Origin of the sequence: Mycolicibacterium sp. MU0053 (assembly GCF_963378095.1) — a bacterium.
In the GTDB taxonomy this organism is placed as follows: Bacteria; Actinomycetota; Actinomycetes; order Mycobacteriales; family Mycobacteriaceae; genus Mycobacterium; species Mycobacterium burgundiense.
Genome location: NZ_OY726397.1, coordinates 5,291,329 through 5,309,692 on the forward strand (window position 1 = coordinate 5,291,329; position 18,364 = coordinate 5,309,692).

An 18,364-nucleotide genomic window follows, 5' to 3' on the forward strand; every position below is an offset into this window, starting at 1 on the left:
GCCCGACGGCGAATTACACACATGTTATTCACAGCGTCCGCGACGAGTGGAAGACAGCGGATCACTACCGGCTGTGATGGCTCAGGTGACGCGTCTAGGGCCGGAAAAGGATCCCGTCCGCCGAGGCCGCCGCCATCAACTCCGGAATCGTCATATCCCCGTAGCCGGTGTGCACGGGCCCCCGCTTCGTGCCGAGGAACGGCACCACGCCGGGGTCCGACGTGACGTCGAGATGGTAGGCCTGCACACCGGGCAGGTGGTACTGGAAGAAGTTCATCAGATAGTCCACCAGGAAGATCGCGCTGCCCACCGGGCTCCTGCCCCACAGCGCCGCGGCGTTGTACAGCGGCGTCATGGCGGCGGGATCGCCCACCATCACGATGGGGCCGTAGTGCGGTTTGCTGCCGCCGCCGGGCACATACGGCGGCATGAACGGTTGCAGTCCAGGCAGATCGGTGGACATGTACGGCGCGGAACTTCCGTAGGTGCCGATGTTGACGAACATCGACTCGGCGCCGTTGCCGTCGACGACGGTGTTGATGCCGGGCGCCTCGAACCCGATGCCCGAAAGGCCGGTCTGCTGCGCGACGTACTGGGCCTCCCAGCCGCCGAGCGAGTGACCCGTGACGAAGAGGTCGTCCTCGCCGAAGCCCTGCAGCGCCGCCTCGGCCTGCACCTGCTCGGCGAAGTCGAGGGCGTCGTGAAACGCCCACGGCGTGGTCCCGGTGAACACGATCTGCAGGTCGGCGATGACCTGCGGGATCACGATGAGCGGGTTGAACAACAGATGCGTCCCGCCCGTCGTGCCCTGATAGGCGATGATCACCTGCCCCTCGGGGGTCACCCAGGCCTTGCCCACCATGCCCGTGAGGATGTTGGTTCTCGACATCTGGCGGCCGTTCACGACGAACGGCTTCAGGTCCCCGGGAGTCGAGCCGAGCACGTACGCGGCCGTCGACGCGTTGAGGAACTGCGCCACCGTGGGAGTCGGCCTGTCGGTCGGCCCGTCGTAGGTCAGTGTCGGGACCGCGGGTTGCGGAGGCGGGGGCTGCTGGAGGCCCAGCAGGCGCTCCACTTCACGGAAGGCGCCGAAGATCAGGTCGTTGATCGGGGTGAGGCTGACCGGAAGCGTAGGGCTGTTGGCCGAGGAGGTGAAGTCCAGCGCCTCCAGCACCGCGTTGACAATGCGGCCGGGCAGTTCCAGCAGCTTGGCGCCCGGCGACAGCGGTTGTGGCGCAACGGGAGTCGTCGTCTCGACCGTGGTTGGGTCGACGACGGCGGCGAGCGGCGCCGGCAGGTCGATCTGACCTGCCGCCGACGGTTGGACTTGCGCCGGCTTTGGCTGCGCAGCCAGGGCGGCGGGGAGTTCGGGTGGGGCAGTCGGCGTCACCACCGCCGCGCTGAGTTCCGGCGCCGCCGCGTTGCCGAATGTCGTCAGGGTCCGCTTGAGCGTGACCCTGTCACGAACCCGCAGGACATCCGCCGGGGCGGTGGTGCCGACCGGATTGACTTCCACGACAACCGGTTCGGGAACGACGGGCGTTTCCGGGGTCGTGTCCACGGACGGCACCTGCCCGACGGTCTCGACCGCCGGCGGGTCAGCGATCTGAGCCGAGGGAACCGCTGAAATTTGGCGGGGCTTGGTGGTGTCAGCGCCCCGATCCAGCCCGTGGGCCTTCACCCGGGCCAGTGCGTCCTTCACCCGGGCCGGGATGTCGGTCACCCGGGCGTCTTTCGTGGCCTTTCGGTTGGCGAACGGCCTGTCCCCGCCCGATGCCTCGCCGCCTGCCTGGCCGGCGCGGGTCGGCCTACCCGGCGCGGCCCCAGGTCCACGTGTGGAATCGGTGCGCCCCGGTGTCCCCGCGTCGGCCGACCCTGCGCTGGCGGTCGATGACGATCCGGAGTCGTCTGCGTCCGCCCAGGCGATGCCCGGTGCGGGTGCGTAAAGGACCCCGACCGACACGACCGCTGCGATCCCGTAGCGGAACATCCTGCGCTTCGGTCGAACTTCCGCCTTCTCGACATCGTTCACTGCGGACGCTCTCCCTCGGATCGGCGTGGGTCAAAATGTGACAACACACAATGTCACATGTAGGTGGGCCTTGGCCGCTGTTTCGCCGGAACTTTGCCTCCTGACCTGCGCTGCGCTCGTAGGCTGAGGCGATGAGCGCCTCCGCCACGACCGCACTGCCCTGGCTCTGGCTTCGCCACGGCCTGCGGTTCATCGCGGTCGGCCGGCAGGCATCCGCGGCCGAGTGCCCGATGACCGCAACCGGACCATCCCCGGCGCGCAGCTAGGCATCCCTGGATGGTCAACGTTCCCGAGACCAGATACGCGCGAGACGGTGACGTCCACCTCGCGTATCAGGTCGTCGGTGACAGTGGGCCCGACCTGCTGTTCGTGCCCACCGCGACCTTTCCCATCGATCTGCTCTGGGACGACCCCACCGTCGCGGGCCTGCTGCGCAGGCTGGCGTCCTTCGGTCGCCTGATCCTGTCCGACCTGCTGGGGGTCGGCAGTTCCGACGCGGTGCCGATCAACCGGCGCGCGGCGATGCAGTCCTGGACCGACGGGCTGACCGCCGTGTTGGATGACGTCGGCAGCGATTGCGTGGCGATCGTGGCGATGTCCGAATCCGCGCTGCCCGCCATGCTGTTGAGCGCGACGCATCCGCAGCGCGTGCGGGCATTGGTGTTGTGGAGCCCCTATGCCCGCTACGTTCGCGGCCCCGACCGCACGTTCGGGATGCCCGAACCGGTGCTCACCAAGTACCTGCAGGGTTATCGAGACACCGTCGGCAGGGGAGCCGTCGTCGACCACCTCGCACCGAGTTGGACCGGCGACCCCGCCAAACGACGGTGGTGGGCCCGCAATGAGCGGCTGTCCGGCGGACCCGGGTACTTCGAGAAGATCTTGGACGTCTTCCTGCGCACCGATGTCGGCCCCGCGCTCGCGAGCATCCAGGCCCCGACGCTGGTGCTGCACCGCCGCGGGGACCGGCACGTGATCGGCGCGCACGCCCGCGAGGTCGCAGCGCGGATCCCGCGTGCGCGCCTGGTCCAACTGGACGGCGAGGACAACGCGCTGTTCGCCGGCGACGCCGACCGGGCGCTCGACGAGATCGAGTCATTCGTCACCGGCACCCGCCGCAGCGGCCCGACCAGCCGAGTGCTCTCGACCGTGCTGTTCACCGACATCGTCGGGTCGACCGAGCGCGCCGTCGAGTTGGGCGACGAGGCCTGGTCGTCCATCCTCGATGCGCACGACCGGACCGTGGCGCAGCGTGTGAGCGCCGCGCGCGGCGTCGTCGTCAAGTTCACCGGCGACGGTGCCATGGCCACCTTCGATGGTCCGGCGCGCGCCATCGACTGCGCGTGCGCGATCCGCGACGCCGTGGATGACCTCGGGCTGAAGGTCCGCGCCGGCCTGCACACCGGCGAGGTGGAGGTGGTCGACGGCGACGTTCATGGCATCGCGGTGCACATCGCGGCGCGGATCATGGCGCTCGCGGCCCCCGGTGAGGTGCTCGTATCGGGTGGCATCCCGCCCCTGGTGCTCGGGTCGAGGATCACGTTCGAGGGCCGGGGCAGCCATCACCTCAGGGGCGTCCCGCACCGCTGGCCCGTGCACGCGGTCGTCGCGGGCCAAGGCTGAACCTAATCTGACGTTGCGATGACCGCAGCGCCACCGCGCCTGCGGGTTACGTGAGGTCGTCGGTCCCGGCGTCTACGATTCCTGCGGCCCCCTCTCGGCATCGACAAAAGGACCCGCAGTGAGTTACACCGCCGCCGACATCACCGAACTCGATGATGTCCAGCACACACGCCTGCGGCCGGCGGTCAACCTGGGCCTCGACGTGCTCAACACCGCGTTGCGTGAGCTGATCGACAACGCCATCGAGGAAGTGGCCGACCCCACCCACGGCGGCTCCTGCGTGACGATCACCTTGCACGCCGACGGATCGGTCAGCGTCGCCGACGACGGCCGCGGCCTGCCCGTCGACTCCGACCCGGTGAACGGCAAGAACGGCATCGTCAAGACACTGGGGACCGCGCGGGCCGGCGGCAAGTTCTCCGCGCATACCGATGCCGCCAGCACGGGTGCCGGTTTGAACGGAATCGGGGCCGCCGCCGCGGTGTTCATTTCGGCGCGCACCGACGTCACGGTGCGCCGGGCCGGCAAGACCTACGTGCAGAGCTTCGGCCGCGGCTATCCCGGCGTGTTCGAGGGTAAGGATTTCGACCCGGACGCCCCATTCACTCGCGCCGACAACCAGAAGCTGCGCGGCGCCGGCAACCGAAAGCCGGACGCCCACGGCACGACGGTGCGGATCCTGTTCGACCCGGAGGTGGTCCCGGATACCAGCGTCGACGTCGGTGAGGTGCTGCTGCGCGCCCACGCCGCGGCCCGGATGTCGCCCGGCGTGCACCTGGTCGTCGTCGACGAAGGCTGGCCCGGCGAGGAGGTCCCGCCGGCGTTGCTCGAACCCTTCGACGGACCGTGGGGCACGGACACGCTGCTGGACCTGATGTGCACCGCGGCCGACACTCCCGCCCCTGGCATCCGCGCCGTCGTCGAGGGTCGCGGTGAGTACACCACCGGCCGCGGCCCGACCCCGTTCCGCTGGTCGCTCACCGCGGGCCCGGCCGAGCCGGCCACGGTGGCCGCATTCTGCAACACCGTTCGCACCCCCGGCGGGGGATCCCACCTGACGGCCGCCATCAAGGGCTTGTCGGAGGCGCTGGCCGACCGGGCCTCGCGCATCCGCGACCTGGGCCTGGCCAAGGGCGAAGAAGGCCCGGAGCCACAGGATTTCGCGGCGGTCACCGCGCTCGCCGTGGATACCCGCGCGCCTGATGTCGCGTGGGACTCCCAGGCAAAGACCGCGGTGTCGTCGCGGTCGTTGAACGTGGCGATGGCCCCGGATGTCGCGCGCAGCGTCACCATCTGGGCGGCGAACCCCGCCAACGGGGACGCGGTGTCGTTGTGGACCAAGCTGGCGCTGGAGTCCGCCCGGGCCCGGCGCAGCGCGGAAGGGGCGAAGGCGCGGGCCCGCGCGGCGTCCAAAGCCAAGGGGCTGGGCACGAATCTGTCGCTGCCACCCAAGCTGCTGCCCAGCCGGGAGAGCGGGCGCGGGTCGGGTGCCGAGTTGTTCCTGTGCGAAGGCGATTCCGCGCTGGGCACCATCAAGGCCGCGCGGGACGCCACCTTTCAGGCGGCCTTCCCTCTGAAAGGTAAGCCCCCCAACGTCTACGGGTTCACGCTCAACAAGGCGCGGGCCAAGGACGAGTTCGATTCGATCGAACGCATCCTCGGTTGCGGCGTGCGGGAGACCTGTGACCCCGAGCTGTGCCGCTACGACCGGATCCTGTTCGCCTCCGACGCCGACCCCGACGGCGGCAACATCAACTCCAGCCTGATCTCGATGTTCCTCGACTTCTACCGCCCGCTCGTCGAAGCCGGGATGGTGTACGTGACGCTGCCGCCGCTGTTCGTGGTCAAGGACGGCACTCAGCGGATCTATTGCCAGGACGAGTCCGAGCGCGACGCGGCCGTGGCCAAGATGAAGGCCACCTCGAAGCGCAAGGTCGAGGTGCAGCGCAACAAGGGCCTCGGCGAGATGGACGCCGACGACTTCTGGAACACCGTGCTGGATCCGCAGCGCCGCACCGTCATTCGGGTGCATCCCGACGACGATGAGAAGAAGTTGCGGCACACGTTGTTCGGCGGACCGCCCGAGGGCCGGCGCACCTGGATGGCCGATATCGCCTCCCGCGTCGACACCGCTTCCCTCGATCTCGACTAGGAACGTAGGTAATCACTGTGACCGCCACCCTGGATGTTCCCGAGCAGAATCCCGACCTGGTGCTCGAACAGAGCGCCGACGACTACTGGAACCACTATCAGCTGACCTTTGCGCTCTACAGCGTCAGCGACCGCGCCATCCCGTCGGCGTTCGACGGGCTCAAGCCGGGCCAGCGGCGTCTGCTCTACCAGATGCACGACTCGAAACTGCTGCCCGGCAACAAGCCGCAGAAGTCCTCGAAGGTCTGTTCAGCCGTCACCGGCAACCTGCACCCGCACGGCGGCGCGTCGATGTACGGCGCGGCGGCGCTGATGGCCGCCGAGTTCCAGCGCGTCAAAGTCATTGACGGACAGGGCGCTTTCCCGCGCATCCAGGGCGACATACCGGCCGCCGACCGCTACACCGAGATGCGGCTGTCCGCGCCCGGTGCCGCGCTGACCGCCGAACTCGACAGTCACGCGGTACCGATGGTGGCGACCTTCGACGGCGAGTGGATCGAGCCCACGGTGCTGCCGGCCCAGTGGCCGGTGCTGTTGTGCAACGGTGCGATGGGCATCGCCGAGGGGTGGGCCACCAAGGTCCCGGCGCACAATCCGCGCGAGATCATGGCCGCCTGTCGGGCGCTGTTGAAGACCCCGAACATGACCGACGACCGCCTGGTCAAGCTCATTCCCGGGCCGGACTGGGGCTGCGGCGCGACGGTGGTCGGCACCGCCGGGCTGCGCGAATACATCACCACCGGTCGCGGCCAGTTCACGGTGCGCGGCACGGTGACCGTCGACGGAAAGAACTGCATTGTCACCGAGCTGCCGCCCGGTGTCGCGAGTAACACTGTGCAGGAACGGATCCGGGCGCTTGTCGAGTCCGGCGAAATGCCCGGTGTCGCGGACATGTCGGATCTGACCGATCGCCGCAACGGGTTACGGATCGTCGTCACCGCCAAGCGCGGACACAACGCCGAGCAGATCCGTGAACAGCTGCTGGCCCTGACACCGCTGGAGTCGACCTTCGCCGCCAGCCTCGTCGCTCTCGACGAGAACCGGGTGCCGCGCTGGTGGTCGGTGCGGGAGCTGATCGCCGCGTTCCTGTCGCTGCGCGACTCGGTGGTGCTGCACCGCAGCGAGTACCGGTTGGAGAAGGTCGCCGCGCGCCGCCATCTGGTGGCCGGCCTGATGACCATCCACCTCGACATCGACGCCGCGGTGGCGGTGATCCGGGGATCCGACACCGTCGACGAGGCCCGCCAGGGTCTGCAGGACCGGTTCGCGATCGACGCCGTGCAGGCCGACTATGTGCTGGCGTTGCAACTGCGCCGCCTGACCAAACTCGACGTCATCGAACTGCGGGCCGAGGCCGAGAAGCTGGACGCCGAGTTCGCCGAACTCACCGAGTTGGTGGCCAATCCAGATGCCCGCCGAGTGGTGATCGACAAGGAACTGGTGGAGACGGCGAAGCTGTTCAAGGGTTCGGAGTTCGATCGCCGCACCGTGCTGGACTTCGACGCCGCTCCCGTCACCGCGGGAGCCGCGGACGACGGCCCGCGCGAGCGCAAGGTCAACGCGGCCTGGCGACTCGACGATCGAGGGGTGTTCTCCGACAGCCACGGCGAGTTGCTCACCTCCGGCCTGGGATGGGCGGTGTGGACCGACGGTCGGGTGAAGTTCACCACCGGCGGCGGTCTGCCGTACAAGATCCGCGACATCCCGGTCGCCCCCGACATCACCGGGTTGCTGGGTTCGGGGGTGCTGCCCGAGGGTTTCCACCTGGCGCTGGTGACCCGACGCGGAAAGATCTTGCGCCTCGACCCGGCAGCGGTGAATCCGCAGGGCGCGGCCGGCAATGGCGTGGCCGGGGTCAAGCTGACCGGCGACGGCGACGAGGTGATCGCCGCGCTACCGGTGTCCTGCGCCAACGGCGAAGCCATGCTGTCGTTGTCCGAAAAGAGTTGGAAGGTCACCGAAGTCGCCGACATTCCGGTGAAGGGCCGCGGCGGCGCCGGGGTCGGGTTCCATCCGTTCGTCAAGGGCGAGGACGCCCTGCTGGCGGCGACGATCTCGGTGACCGGGTACGTGCGCGGCAAGCGCAAGGTGCGGGCCGAGAATCGGGCGAAGGCGTCGATCAAGGGGTCCGGTGTGGACGTGACGCCGGCCGGCCCCTAAGGCATCAGCAACCTTCGGACGTCGCCGCCGCGGCGGCGCCAGCGGCGTCCGGGTCGTGATCCGGCGGCCACACCGGGCCGAGGCTGTCTATTCCGTCGCCTGGTTTGGCTCGGTTGTCACATCCAGCGGTTTGTGCTCGACGACTTCGTCCGTCCCGGGCCGGTCGTCGTACCGCGACATGTACGCGTCGATCTCGTCGGCGATCTCCGGTCCGGGGATGCCCCACCCCGGCTGATAGCCGTACACATCTGCGAGGGTTCGGTGCCCGCGGTCCCCGTCGAGGATCTCGACGTCGTCGGGGCCCAGCAGAGCGGGGTGACGAACCCCGGCCGCCTCTGAGACCTTCACGAGATCGCGGCGCAACGTCAGGATGTAGTTGGCCAGCCGATGCGACTTCTGCTCCGGATCCAGCCCCCGCGCCAGCCACGCGTTCTGCGTCGCGACACCGGTCGGACAGCGATCGGTGTGGCACTTCTGCGCCTGAATACAGCCGATCGCCAGCATCGCCTCCCGCGCCACCGTGATGACGTCGACGCCCAGGGCAAACGCCACAATCGCGTTGGCGGGCAGTCCGAGTTTGCCCGACCCGATCCAGGTGACCCGGTCGGTCAAGCCCGCCTGCGCGAACAGTCCGTACACCCGCGCGAAGCCGAGCCGGAACGGGAACGACACATGATCGGCGAAGACCAGCGGGGCGGCGCCGGTGCCGCCCTCGCCGCCGTCGATCGTGATGAAATCCACGCCGCGCTGACCGTCGGCCATCCGGTCGGCCAGTTCGTGCCAGAAGCCCAATTCCCCCACCGCCGACTTGATGCCGACGGGCAACCCCGTGGCATCGGCGACCCGCTCGATGACGTCGAGCATCTCGTCGACATTGCGAAACGCGGTGTGCCGGGAGGGGCTCGCGACGTCTTTCCCTTGCTCGACGCCCCGGATCCTGGCGATCTCCGCGTTCACCTTCGCGCCCGGCAGATGACCGCCCAGACCCGGTTTTGCGCCCTGGCTCAGCTTGAATTCGATTGCGCGTACCGGCCCGGACGCGACGACGTCGACGAGCCGATCCAGGTCGAAGTCGCCGCTCTCGTCGCGGCAACCGAAATACCCGGTGCCGATCTGGAACACCAGGTCACCACCCTGGCGATGGTGCTCCGACAGACCGCCCTCGCCGGTGTTGTGCCAACAATCGGCGATCTTGGCACCCTTGTTGATCGCCTGGACCGCTTGCGGGCTGAGCGAACCGAAGGACATTCCCGACACGTTGACCGCAGACGGCGGCCGGAAGGCATGCCGACGTCCGCGGGGGCCGCCGAGCAACTTCGCACCGGGCACCTCGATGTCGCGCCCGTGGATTGGCGAGGCGGGCACGACGTCGGAGAACGTGGCCTGCTTGATGATCGGGTAGGCGGCGTTCTCGGTGTCGTTGTCCGTGCCGAACGCGAAGTAGTTGTTCTCCTTCTTCGCCGAGGTGTACACCCAGCGCCGCTGGTCGCGACTGAACGGCCGCTCGGCATCGTTGCTGGTGATGATGTACTGGCGCAACTCCGGGCCGACCGATTCCAGTAGGTACCTCGCCCGGGCGATGATCGGGAAGTTGCGACGCAGGGTCTGCTCCTTTTGGACCAGGTCCTGCACGGCGATGCCGACGAGGGCGGCGACGGGAGCCAGTGCCGCGAGCGTCCGCTTCTTCATGCCGTTCAGCCTGCCATTCATCAGCGGCACATGCCAGGAAACCCCCGTCGCCGAAACCAGCTGTGATCGGAGGCGCGACCCCAGCTACCGCTCCCCGTCGATGACCGCGTCGACGCTTGCCCCGCCCAGTGCGATCACTGTGGCCGGTCCGACGGGTACGAACGGAACCTCCTCGGCGCCAGGACTTTTGCCCGTCAGCGCCGCCAGGCCGAAGATAGCTTCGTCGGGAACCGCACGGATCTGGCGAGTACGGTGCCCGGCAAGCATCATCAAGCTGATCGCCTGCCATCCCAGTTCAGTTCTGCCCGTACGTTGTCTCCAGGTCGGGGTCCTGGCCTCGGCGCGCGCCCGGCCAGGTAACCGATCGTCATCGCGACCACCAGCGCCGCGACGATCCCTAGCCGACGCCCGTGACCGCTTCCTCTCCGGGGGGACCCGGAGCCTGACTTCACCTACCGCGAACTCACGGTCGACCCCGACGTCGCCGATGCTGCGCTGGAGAAGATCGACGTAGATTCCGTCGAGGACACCACGCTCGCTCCTTCATGTATCCGCCGAGCGTCGCCGCTGTCGACATGTCGACCAATTGATCCAGTTCGGCGTACAGCTGATACACGCGCTTGCCCGACTCGACGTGGACCAGGTAGTGGGGAACCTCGCGGCTGTTCAGCCAATCGAGGTAGGTCCTGTTGAGGCGTGTGGGAATAACGTCGGGGATGGTTTTGCCCATGGCGGGTTTGATGACCCCGGGCGGATGGGATTCCCAGTCCTCGCGCGCATCATGGGTTTCGATGAACGTGAAGTCGCTGAGGGCCGCATCGGAGAGTGCCCAATGACTACCCGCCGCATGCAGTCCTCCCGTGGCTGTGCTTTTGCATAGCTCCACCAACTCATGCAACGAGTTGGGATAGGCCGTGCGCGGCGCCGGGTTGACGTATGGGATTCCCTTCTTGTCGTGGTGGCGGCTCCACGGTTGGTTTGGAACAGTCTCCACTGCCATGAGCGCTCCCCCTCCGACGCGCCGCGCCGCAACAAACAGGCGTGGTCACACTTTAGTTCGCGCTGAGCCTTCGTAGTCTGACTTTGGCAGGTCGGGTCTGCTGCACGAGTAGCGCTGCCGACCAGGACCTCGGCAACTTTGCGATGCAGTGCTCGTCGCACAGTGGGCGGTGCCAACTCGTCGACGACCTCCCGTAGCAGTTCATGCCGGAACCGTCAGACGTCAGGGCCCGCCGGCACCAGCACGCCGGCCTCGTTGAGCCGATCGAGCACATCGTCGACTTGGCTTTCGTCGAGATCGACCATCGCCGTCAGTATCGATTTGTCGACCTCACGACCGATCGCCGCCGCCTCTACCACCGGCAGCATGTTGCTTCCAGCCCGCAATGGAGCGATCAACGGTTCGTACAGCGTGTCAGGGACACGCCGCTGCCCCAGGGTAGCCATGCGCATGTCGGCCACGATCTGCTCAACGTAGAACGGCACACCGTCGCAGCGAACTCGCACATCGTCACGCTCGGCGGACTCCAGCGTCGGGTCCAGCGCGTCGGTAAGCTCGTCTGTCTGCTGCGCAGTCAGCGGTTCGATGGCACAGGCCGTGACCGGCCAGTGGTCGGGCACCACGGTTCGGTCCCGGCTGGTGAGCACCCATCAGCAGTCCGCCATCGCCCGCCGCCATGGTGGCGCCAAGCACCGATTTCGTCGGTTCGTCGAACCACTGCAGATCCTCGGCGACAAGCAATCCCGGGACCTGGAGAGCGTCCCCTACGGCGAGGTGCGCACGCTGGTGTCGACCTTCGGCACCTTCACCCGCGGCACAATCCAATGCCGCCACGGGTTGTTGCTGTCGCCGCGGTAAACGCCCGCACCCCGGTCACGCAGGCTGCTTTCCGGGTCGTCGTAAGCCTGGGCTGTACCGGAAAACCCGATCAGTCCGGCCGACACCATGCCGACAACCAGTCCCGCCGATCCGAACCTTTTCATTCGTCTCGCCCCTTCTCTGTGCGGTTCCCTTGGCAGCTCATCCCAATAGAGGGTGCAACCGGCGCGGCGGCGATTTGATTCCAAAGCGGCGACTTCGTCAGGTACAGAACTTGTCACACCCCCCTGCAAATATCAGGTCATGCCCACCGCCGCAGCCACTTTCGCCGAGGAGGTGACACCTGTGCAGCGGTTGGAGGTGTTGTTCGACGAATTGGCGGAGCTGACCGGTCAGCGCAACGCGATCGACGGTCGCATCGTGGACATCGTGGCCGAGTTGGACCGTGACGACCTGTGTGGGATGACCGGCGCGCGTTCGATCGCGGCATTGATGGCCTGGAAAGCCGGGGTCACACCCCGCAACGCGGAGACCATGGTCGCGGTCGCACGTCGGATCGACAAGTTCCCTTGCTGCGCAGAGGGATTGCGCGAGGGCCGGCTGTCACTCGACAGGGTCGGGGTCATCGCCGAACGCGCCGCCGACGGATCCGACGCGCACTACGCGGAGTTGGCTGCCGTGGCCACGGTCAACCAACTGCGTACCGCGGTCAAACTCGAACCGCGGCCCGACCCCGAACCCCGGCCGCCATCGCAGCGCTCGATCGACAAGCTTGTCGAGGACGAGCACACCACCTGGCGGATCCGGTTGCCGCGGGTGGAGGCGGCCAAATTCGAGGCGGCCCTGCAGTCTCATCGTGACGCGCAGATCGGCGAGTGGAAACGCGACCACGAACCCCGCGGCGGGCAGGTGCTCGATCAAGCGCCTCCGTTTCCCGATGGCGTCGACGCTTTCATGAGCCTCATCGAGGCCGGCTGGGACGCCGAAGCGGCGCGCCGTCCGCACGGCCAACACACCGCCGTCGTCGTGCACGTCGATGTCGAGCAACGCGTGGGCGCCCTGCATCTGGGCCCGCTACTCACCGACGATGAACGTTGCTACCTGCTATGCGACGCCACCTGCGAGGTCTGGTTCGAGCGGAACGGCCAGCCGATCGGGGCAGGCAGGGGCACCCGCCAGATCAGCCGTCGGCTACGCCGCGCACTCCAAAGGCGAGACCGCTGCTGTGTGGTGCCCGGCTGCGGGGGCACCCGTGGCCTGCACGCCCATCACATCGTGCACTGGGAGGACGGCGGACTCACCGATCTGAGCAACCTCGTGCTGGTCTGCCCCTACCACCATCGGGCGCACCACCGCGGTGTCATCACCATCACCGGTCCCGCCGATCAACTCGTCGTCACCGACGCTGCCGGGCGCCCCCTGACAAACAGCGCACTCGCACGACCACCAACCCGACCCCTACCCGATGTACCACCGTGTCCCGGCCCGACCGGCGAACGCGCCGACTGGTGGTGGTACACCCCCTTCGAACCACAGCCGCCTCCACCGAACTATCCCTCGGCGTAGGCAATTCGGGCCGCCGACGCTCGCCAGACGCGGCTACCTCAGGTGGTGACGCGCATTTCAGAGCCCGGGTGGGAACTGAGTGTGACGACCACTGTGCCGGAGCCAGTTTCGAAGACGGTGTTGGCGTACCCGATGAATCCGTAGTGCCCGTCGATGGTGGACACGGCGGTGAGGGCCCTGCTTCCGGTTGCGCCGGTGTCCAGGTTCGCCCAAGTCACGGTCACGGTGAGCGCGCAGGATCCGTCGTAGACCCCGGCGTCGTAGCGGATTGCCACCCGGACACCGTCTTCGACTCGATCCTCGATCTGTATCGGCGTCACCTGAGCCTCGGCGCTGACGACACCGTCGCACGTCGGGGACGCCACCACCGGGACGGCCTCGAGGTGCGCCACGCGATCGGCGCGCGCCGTGGCCACCGACAACCAGGCCGTAGCCAGCACAACTGCGAGCCCGCCCACAGCACGCACAGCAGTCATGCCCGATCTATCGACAGCCGCGGGAGCGGCGTTAGCCATGGCACCGCGGGCCCAGATGCCGCCCCGCCCGCAACGAATCGAACACGAACCGACACCCCGACCGCCGTCACAGTGTTGACAGCGACCACTTTGGTAACGTTCGCGCCGTGCAGGTTTCCAGGCGTGACGTACTGCGGTACGCCGCCGCGGCGTCGGCGCTGGCCGGGCTTGGAGCGGTATCAGCCGGTAAGCACGCGCCGGTGGCCGAGGCCGCCGCTCCCACCCTCATCGACTTCGCGATGCGTCAGATTCCGGCGCAGGACATCCGGGCCGCCGGCCACGCCGGCGTGATCAACTATGTGTCGACCTCCCGGCCGGGCTCATCGTTCGGCGCCAAGCCGATCACGCTGCCCTACGCCCGGTCCCTGACCGCCGCGGGTTTGGTGATCGTCAGCAACTACCAGTACGGAAAACCCGGCGGGACCGCGCCATCGGACTTCACCCGCGGGTACCCCGGCGGCGTCGCGGACGCCCGCACCGGCTGGCAGCTACACACGGCGGCCGGTGGCGGCCAGAGCGCGCCGATCTACTTCAGCGTCGACGACGACATCGACCGCCATACCTGGGACAACCTCGCACTGCCGTGGTTTCGCGGCATCAACTCGGTGCTCGGGGCGCAGCGCACCGGCATCTACGGAGGCATCAAGGCCTGCCAGTGGGCTGCCGCCGACGGTGTCATCGGTAGGTCGCGGGCACCCGGCAAGGTGTGGGCCTGGCAGACCCGGTCCTGGTCCCAGGGCCAGATTTTCCCCGCCGCGGTCCTGTACCAGCGCATCATCGACACTGCCTCGAATCCGGGACCGCTGGTGGGCGGCTCCCGTGTCGATGTCAACGATGTGCTGGCCCAGGATTGCGGCCAGTGGAATCTGCACCTCTGAGGGGCGACAGCCGGTAGCCCGAATCGGGCGCTGGTGGTTTCAGCGTGCGGGTGGGGCCGCGACGACGAAGCTCAAGGTGCTCGCGGTGCTCCCCCCGATGTTGAGGGTGCCGAATCGGCGGGCGCCGGCGATCTGGTAGTCGCCCGCGGTGCCGCTGACCTGCTTGGCCGCATCCACGAGCATCCGGACACCCGTGGCACCGACGGGGTGGCCGCCGCCGATCAGGCCCCCGCTGGGGTTGATCGGAAGGCGTCCGCCAATGGCGATGTCGCCGCTCTCGATTGCCTGCCAGGACTGCCCGGGTCCGGTGAGGCCCAAGTGGTCGATCGCCAGATACTCGCTCGGGGTGAAGCAGTCATGGACTTCGAAGCCGTCGACGTCGTCGAGTTCCACCTGGGCTCGACCGAATGCCTCCTGGATGGCCTCGCGCACATGGGGCATCACATAAGGGGATTCCGGGTCGCGGTGCAGTTTCTGCTGCAGACCCAGCCCGACGGTGCGCTGTCCCCAGCCCTCGATGCGGGCCAGCGGACGGGTCCGCGGATGGTCGCGCAGGTATTGGTCGTTGACCACCACCAGGCCGGCGCCTCCGTCGGTGAGCTGGCTGCAGTCCGACCGTCGTAGCCGGCCCTCGACGACCGGATTGACCAGGTCGTTGTCGGCGTTGGCGACGAGATCGGGCAGCGCCCAGGATCTGGTCTGGGCGTTGGGGTTTCGCTTGGCGTTGGCCAAGTTCTGGGCGGCGATGGCATGCAGGTGAGCATGGTCGAGACCGTAGCGGCGGTCGTACTCGTCGGCGACCTTCGAGAAGGCCCAGGCCCACATGTTGCCGGTGTCGGTGCCCTCATGTCCGACCCACGCGGCCGCACTCATGTGGGCCGCGCCGACATCGCCGGGCACGGTCTTTTCCAGCTCCAGTCCGACGATCAGCGCCACGTCGTGAAAGTCCGCGCACAGATCGGCGATCGCCCCTCGGGCCGCCACGCTTCCGGAAGCGCAGGCGGCCTCGTGCCGGGACGCCGGGGTCCCCCACAACGCCGGGTTGACGGTCGCCGGCATCGCGCCCAGATGCCCCTGGGCGGCGAACATCTCGCCGAAGGCGTTGCCGACGTGCACGACGTCGACGTCTCGTCCGTCCATGGCGGCCGAAGCGAGGGTGGCATCGACCACTTCCTCGGCGAGCGCGGCAAAGTCGCGGCTCTCCCGGGACAGGTTGCGGCTGAAATCACTCTGGTAGGCCCCGACAATCCACACCCCGTGTCCCATTGCTGCCTCCGTTCGGTGGATCGGTAGCTGTCGGCGCACTCACCCGACACAGTGATGATGCAGTTGACAGAGTTACTCTGTCAAAATTACCTTGAGGTCGCGGCGTGCGGCGGGTCACCGCCCGCACGGTCGAGCCAATCCAGTGGAGGCATCGTGGAATCCGAACTGTTGACGACGTTCATCTCGACACTGCCGGCCGATGACGTCCATCCGTACCGCACCGGCCCGTGGCGCCCGCAGCGCAATGAGTGGCGAGCCGATGACCTCGAGGCCGTGACGGGGCGCGTACCCGAGGACCTCGACGGGGTCTACCTGCGCCTGACCGAGAATCCGCTGCACCCGGCCATCCAGAACTATCACCCCTTCGACGGCGACGGGATGCTCCACAGCGTCGAGTTCACCAACGGCACGGCCAACTACCGCAATCGGTTCGTGCGCACCGATGGTTTCCTGGCCGACAACGAGGCAGGCCAGTCGTTGTGGGCGGGGTTCATCGAGAACCCGTCCGACGCCCTCCGCACCGACGGGTGGGGCGCCCGCGGCCGGATGAAGGACGCGTCGAGCACCGATGTGACCGTGCACCGCGGCAAGGCACTGACCAGCTTCTTCCTGTGCGGCGATCTCTACCAGCTGGACCCCTACACCGCCGAGACACTGGGCAAGGAGACCTGGGGCGGCAACTTCCCCGAGTGGGGCGTCTCGGCCCACCCGAAGGTCGACCCCGTCACCGGTGAACTGCTGTTCTTCAGCTATAGCAAGGAGGCGCCCTACCTGCGCCACGGGACGGTCGACAAAGACGGCAACCTGCTGCACCTGAGCGACCTCGAACTGCCGGGCCCCGGATGCCCCACGACATGGCCTTCACCGAGAACTACGTCATCTTCAACGACTTCCCGTTGTTCTGGGATCCGGAGCTGCTCAAACACGATGTGCACCTGCCGCGGTTCTGCCGCGACCTGCCCTCGCGCTTCGCGGTGGTACCACGGCGCGGCGATCAGTCGAAGGTCCTGTGGTTCGAGACCGATCCCACCTACGTCCTGCACTTCACCAACGCCTACGAAGACGGCGACGGGATCGTGTTGGACGGGTTCTTCCAGGGCAACCCCTCACCGTCGACCAAGGGCGCGCGCTCGCTGGAGGAGGCCGCGTTTCGGTGGCTGGCCCTCGACGGATTCGAGTCCCGGTTGCATCGCTGGCGTTTCAACCTCTCGACCGGCAAGGCCACCGAGGAACAACTCAGTGAAAGCTTCACCGAGTTCGGGATGATCAACCCCACCCGGCAGACCCGCGATTACCGCTACATCTACGCGGCGACGGGCGAACCCGGCAAGTTCTTGTTCAACGGCTTGGTCAAGCACGACCTCCAGACCGGATCGCAGGAGCGAATCACGTTCGGCGACGGCGTATTCGCCAGCGAGACACCGATGGCGCCCCGGGTCGGATCCACCGGTGAGGACGACGGTTACCTCGTCACCTTCACCATGGACCTGAACGACGATGCGTCCTACTGTGTCGTGCTCGACGCCGCACGCCCCGGCGACGGGCCGGTCTGCAAGCTGCGACTGCCCGAACGGATCTGCAGCGGAACTCACTCGACCTGGGTGGACGGCGCGGAACTGCGGCAGTGGCACGGCCCGCGATGAACGGACGCCCGCTCCCGGGCGAGCCCCCCGGCGGCGGACTCGACCCGCCCGCCCCGGCCTTCGAACTGGAAGCCGGGACCACCAATGCCATCGGACGCATGCTCGCGTTGCTCGGCGATGAATGGTCACTGCTGCTGGTACGCGAATCACTGCTGGGTGCAACGAAGTTCAGCGACTTCACCCACCTGCCGATCTCCAATGCGGTCCTCACGGCCCGACTGCAGTCGCTCGTCCGCGATGGGCTGTTGTACCGGCAGATCTACCAGCAGCAGCCACTTCGGGCCGCTTACCTGCCGACCGCCGAATGCCGGCAACTATGGACCGTCCTGATCTCGATCTGGCAGTGGGAACGGACCTGGGTCCACGACCGCTCCGACGAACTGCCCCTGATGCGCCATCGCACCTGCGGTCAGGACTTCGCGCCCATCCTGATCTGTGCGCACTGCCGGGCGCCGACCGAGGCACTCGACATCGACGCGAGGTGGGGTCCCAGCGGCGGTTGGCCGCGGTCGGTACCCCGGGCCACCACCCGCAAGCGCCTACGCGCCACCGACAACGACCAACCCGGGATGTTCCCGCAGACCATGGCGATCTTCGGCAACCGATGGTCGGCGGCAATCATCGGCGCGGCCTTCCTGGGTACCCGGCGGTTCAGCGATTTCCAGACCCGGTTGAAGGCCCCTCCGACGCTCATCGCCGGCCGTCTGAAGGTGTTCTGCGACATCGGGATCCTGCAAGCAGCCGCTCACCCCAAGCGCGCCGACTGGTCCGAATACCACCTGACCCCCAAGGGCCTGGCGTTCTACCCCGTCGTCGCCTTCGCCATCCACTGGGCCCTTACCCACTACCGCGGCGGCGAGGGGCCGGCCCTGCTCCAAACACATCGACCCTGCGACCACAGCTTCGGCCCACTACTGATCTGCGACCAATGCACGCAGCCCTTGGCGGGCAGCAGCATTCAGGTGGAGCCTCGCCGAGGCGAGGTGACCGGGCTGGCGGCCGATACCTGAGCAACGGAGCCG

General features: G+C 67.7%; 16 protein-coding genes and 1 pseudogene. 9 read left to right on the top strand and 8 right to left on the bottom strand.

Going from position 1 to position 18,364, the window contains the following annotated elements:
- Positions 1–94: 94 nt before the first annotated feature.
- Positions 95–1,723, bottom strand: coding sequence for a hypothetical protein (locus RCP80_RS25155; RefSeq protein WP_308480282.1), 1,629 nt, complete (start codon positions 1,721–1,723; stop codon positions 95–97).
- A gap of 440 nt (positions 1,724–2,163) precedes the next feature.
- Between RCP80_RS25155 and RCP80_RS25160 the strand changes: the two genes are divergently transcribed.
- From RCP80_RS25160 to RCP80_RS25175, 4 genes are all read left to right on the top strand, one after another.
- Positions 2,164–2,298, top strand: a complete 135-nt coding sequence (locus tag RCP80_RS25160; RefSeq protein ID WP_308480283.1) for a hypothetical protein — start codon at positions 2,164–2,166, stop codon at positions 2,296–2,298.
- 10 nt (positions 2,299–2,308) lie between these two features.
- Positions 2,309–3,655, top strand: a complete 1,347-nt coding sequence (locus tag RCP80_RS25165; protein ID WP_308480284.1) for an adenylate/guanylate cyclase domain-containing protein — start codon at positions 2,309–2,311, stop codon at positions 3,653–3,655.
- Positions 3,656–3,773: 118 nt separating this feature from the next.
- Positions 3,774–5,807, top strand: coding sequence for a toprim domain-containing protein (locus RCP80_RS25170; RefSeq protein WP_308480285.1), 2,034 nt, complete (start codon positions 3,774–3,776; stop codon positions 5,805–5,807).
- Between the two features lie 17 nt (positions 5,808–5,824).
- Positions 5,825–7,966 carry a DNA gyrase subunit A gene (locus RCP80_RS25175; protein ID WP_308480286.1) on the top strand — a complete coding sequence of 714 codons (2,142 nt, stop codon included), beginning with the start codon at positions 5,825–5,827 and terminating at the stop codon, positions 7,964–7,966.
- 87 nt (positions 7,967–8,053) lie between these two features.
- Here the strand turns inward: RCP80_RS25175 and RCP80_RS25180 are convergent, their stop codons facing one another.
- From RCP80_RS25180 to RCP80_RS25195, 4 genes are all read right to left on the bottom strand, one after another.
- Complete coding sequence (locus tag RCP80_RS25180) at positions 8,054–9,655, bottom strand: FMN-binding glutamate synthase family protein (RefSeq protein ID WP_308480287.1); 1,602 nt, start codon at positions 9,653–9,655, stop codon at positions 8,054–8,056.
- An 84-nt stretch (positions 9,656–9,739) separates the two neighbouring features.
- Entirely contained in the window at positions 9,740–9,925 is a 186-nt protein-coding gene (locus RCP80_RS25185; RefSeq protein WP_308480288.1) for a hypothetical protein, read from the bottom strand.
- A gap of 193 nt (positions 9,926–10,118) precedes the next feature.
- On the bottom strand, positions 10,119–10,655 hold the full coding sequence (locus RCP80_RS25190) for a hypothetical protein (protein WP_308480289.1): 537 nt from the start codon (positions 10,653–10,655) through the stop codon (positions 10,119–10,121).
- A gap of 215 nt (positions 10,656–10,870) precedes the next feature.
- A complete protein-coding gene (locus RCP80_RS25195; protein ID WP_308480290.1) occupies positions 10,871–11,278 on the bottom strand; it encodes a hypothetical protein in 408 nt (135 codons plus the stop codon).
- A gap of 16 nt (positions 11,279–11,294) precedes the next feature.
- On the opposite strand from RCP80_RS25195, the gene RCP80_RS25200 reads away from it, so the two are divergent.
- Together RCP80_RS25200 and RCP80_RS25205 are read left to right on the top strand one after the other, a co-directional pair.
- Positions 11,295–11,513 (top strand): hypothetical protein, encoded by a 219-nt coding sequence (locus tag RCP80_RS25200; RefSeq protein WP_308480291.1) that lies wholly within the window; start codon positions 11,295–11,297, stop codon positions 11,511–11,513.
- 264 nt (positions 11,514–11,777) lie between these two features.
- Entirely contained in the window at positions 11,778–13,040 is a 1,263-nt protein-coding gene (locus tag RCP80_RS25205; RefSeq protein WP_308480292.1) for an HNH endonuclease signature motif containing protein, read from the top strand.
- A gap of 38 nt (positions 13,041–13,078) precedes the next feature.
- Here RCP80_RS25205 and RCP80_RS25210 read toward each other — a convergent pair whose 3' ends face one another.
- Positions 13,079–13,516, bottom strand: coding sequence for a hypothetical protein (locus tag RCP80_RS25210; protein WP_308480293.1), 438 nt, complete (start codon positions 13,514–13,516; stop codon positions 13,079–13,081).
- A gap of 146 nt (positions 13,517–13,662) precedes the next feature.
- Between RCP80_RS25210 and RCP80_RS25215 the strand changes: the two genes are divergently transcribed.
- A complete protein-coding gene (locus tag RCP80_RS25215) occupies positions 13,663–14,433 on the top strand; it encodes a DUF1906 domain-containing protein (protein WP_308480294.1) in 771 nt (256 codons plus the stop codon).
- A gap of 39 nt (positions 14,434–14,472) precedes the next feature.
- Here RCP80_RS25215 and RCP80_RS25220 read toward each other — a convergent pair whose 3' ends face one another.
- Together RCP80_RS25220 and RCP80_RS25225 are read right to left on the bottom strand one after the other, a co-directional pair.
- Positions 14,473–15,699 carry an acetyl-CoA acetyltransferase gene (locus tag RCP80_RS25220; RefSeq protein ID WP_308480295.1) on the bottom strand — a complete coding sequence of 409 codons (1,227 nt, stop codon included), beginning with the start codon at positions 15,697–15,699 and terminating at the stop codon, positions 14,473–14,475.
- A 114-nt stretch (positions 15,700–15,813) separates the two neighbouring features.
- Entirely contained in the window at positions 15,814–16,086 is a 273-nt protein-coding gene (locus RCP80_RS25225) for a hypothetical protein (protein ID WP_308483051.1), read from the bottom strand.
- On the opposite strand from RCP80_RS25225, the pseudogene RCP80_RS25230 reads away from it, so the two are divergent.
- Positions 15,973–17,342 (top strand): annotated as a pseudogene (locus RCP80_RS25230) (carotenoid oxygenase family protein). The gene RCP80_RS25225 and the pseudogene RCP80_RS25230 sit on opposite strands and share 114 nt — an antisense overlap.
- Positions 17,339–18,352, top strand: coding sequence for a winged helix-turn-helix transcriptional regulator (locus tag RCP80_RS25235; RefSeq protein WP_373693410.1), 1,014 nt, complete (start codon positions 17,339–17,341; stop codon positions 18,350–18,352). The pseudogene RCP80_RS25230 and the gene RCP80_RS25235 overlap by 4 nt, the downstream one beginning before the upstream one ends.
- The last annotated feature ends 12 nt before the right edge of the window (positions 18,353–18,364 follow it).

Excerpts from the sequence above, each read along its gene's own strand:
- RCP80_RS25160 (WP_308480283.1), top strand. The coding sequence starts at position 2,164 with ATGAGCGCCTCCGCCACGACCGCACTGCCCTGGCTCTGGCTTCGCCAC.
- RCP80_RS25165 (WP_308480284.1), top strand. The coding sequence starts at position 2,309 with ATGGTCAACGTTCCCGAGACCAGATACGCGCGAGACGGTGACGTCCAC.
- RCP80_RS25180 (WP_308480287.1), bottom strand. The coding sequence starts at position 9,655 with ATGAAGAAGCGGACGCTCGCGGCACTGGCTCCCGTCGCCGCCCTCGTC.
- RCP80_RS25185 (WP_308480288.1), bottom strand. The coding sequence starts at position 9,925 with ATGATGCTTGCCGGGCACCGTACTCGCCAGATCCGTGCGGTTCCCGAC.
- RCP80_RS25190 (WP_308480289.1), bottom strand. The coding sequence starts at position 10,655 with ATGGCAGTGGAGACTGTTCCAAACCAACCGTGGAGCCGCCACCACGAC.
- RCP80_RS25205 (WP_308480292.1), top strand. The coding sequence starts at position 11,778 with ATGCCCACCGCCGCAGCCACTTTCGCCGAGGAGGTGACACCTGTGCAG.
- RCP80_RS25210 (WP_308480293.1), bottom strand. The coding sequence starts at position 13,516 with ATGACTGCTGTGCGTGCTGTGGGCGGGCTCGCAGTTGTGCTGGCTACG.
- RCP80_RS25220 (WP_308480295.1), bottom strand. The coding sequence starts at position 15,699 with ATGGGACACGGGGTGTGGATTGTCGGGGCCTACCAGAGTGATTTCAGC.
- RCP80_RS25235 (WP_373693410.1), top strand. The coding sequence starts at position 17,339 with ATGAACGGACGCCCGCTCCCGGGCGAGCCCCCCGGCGGCGGACTCGAC.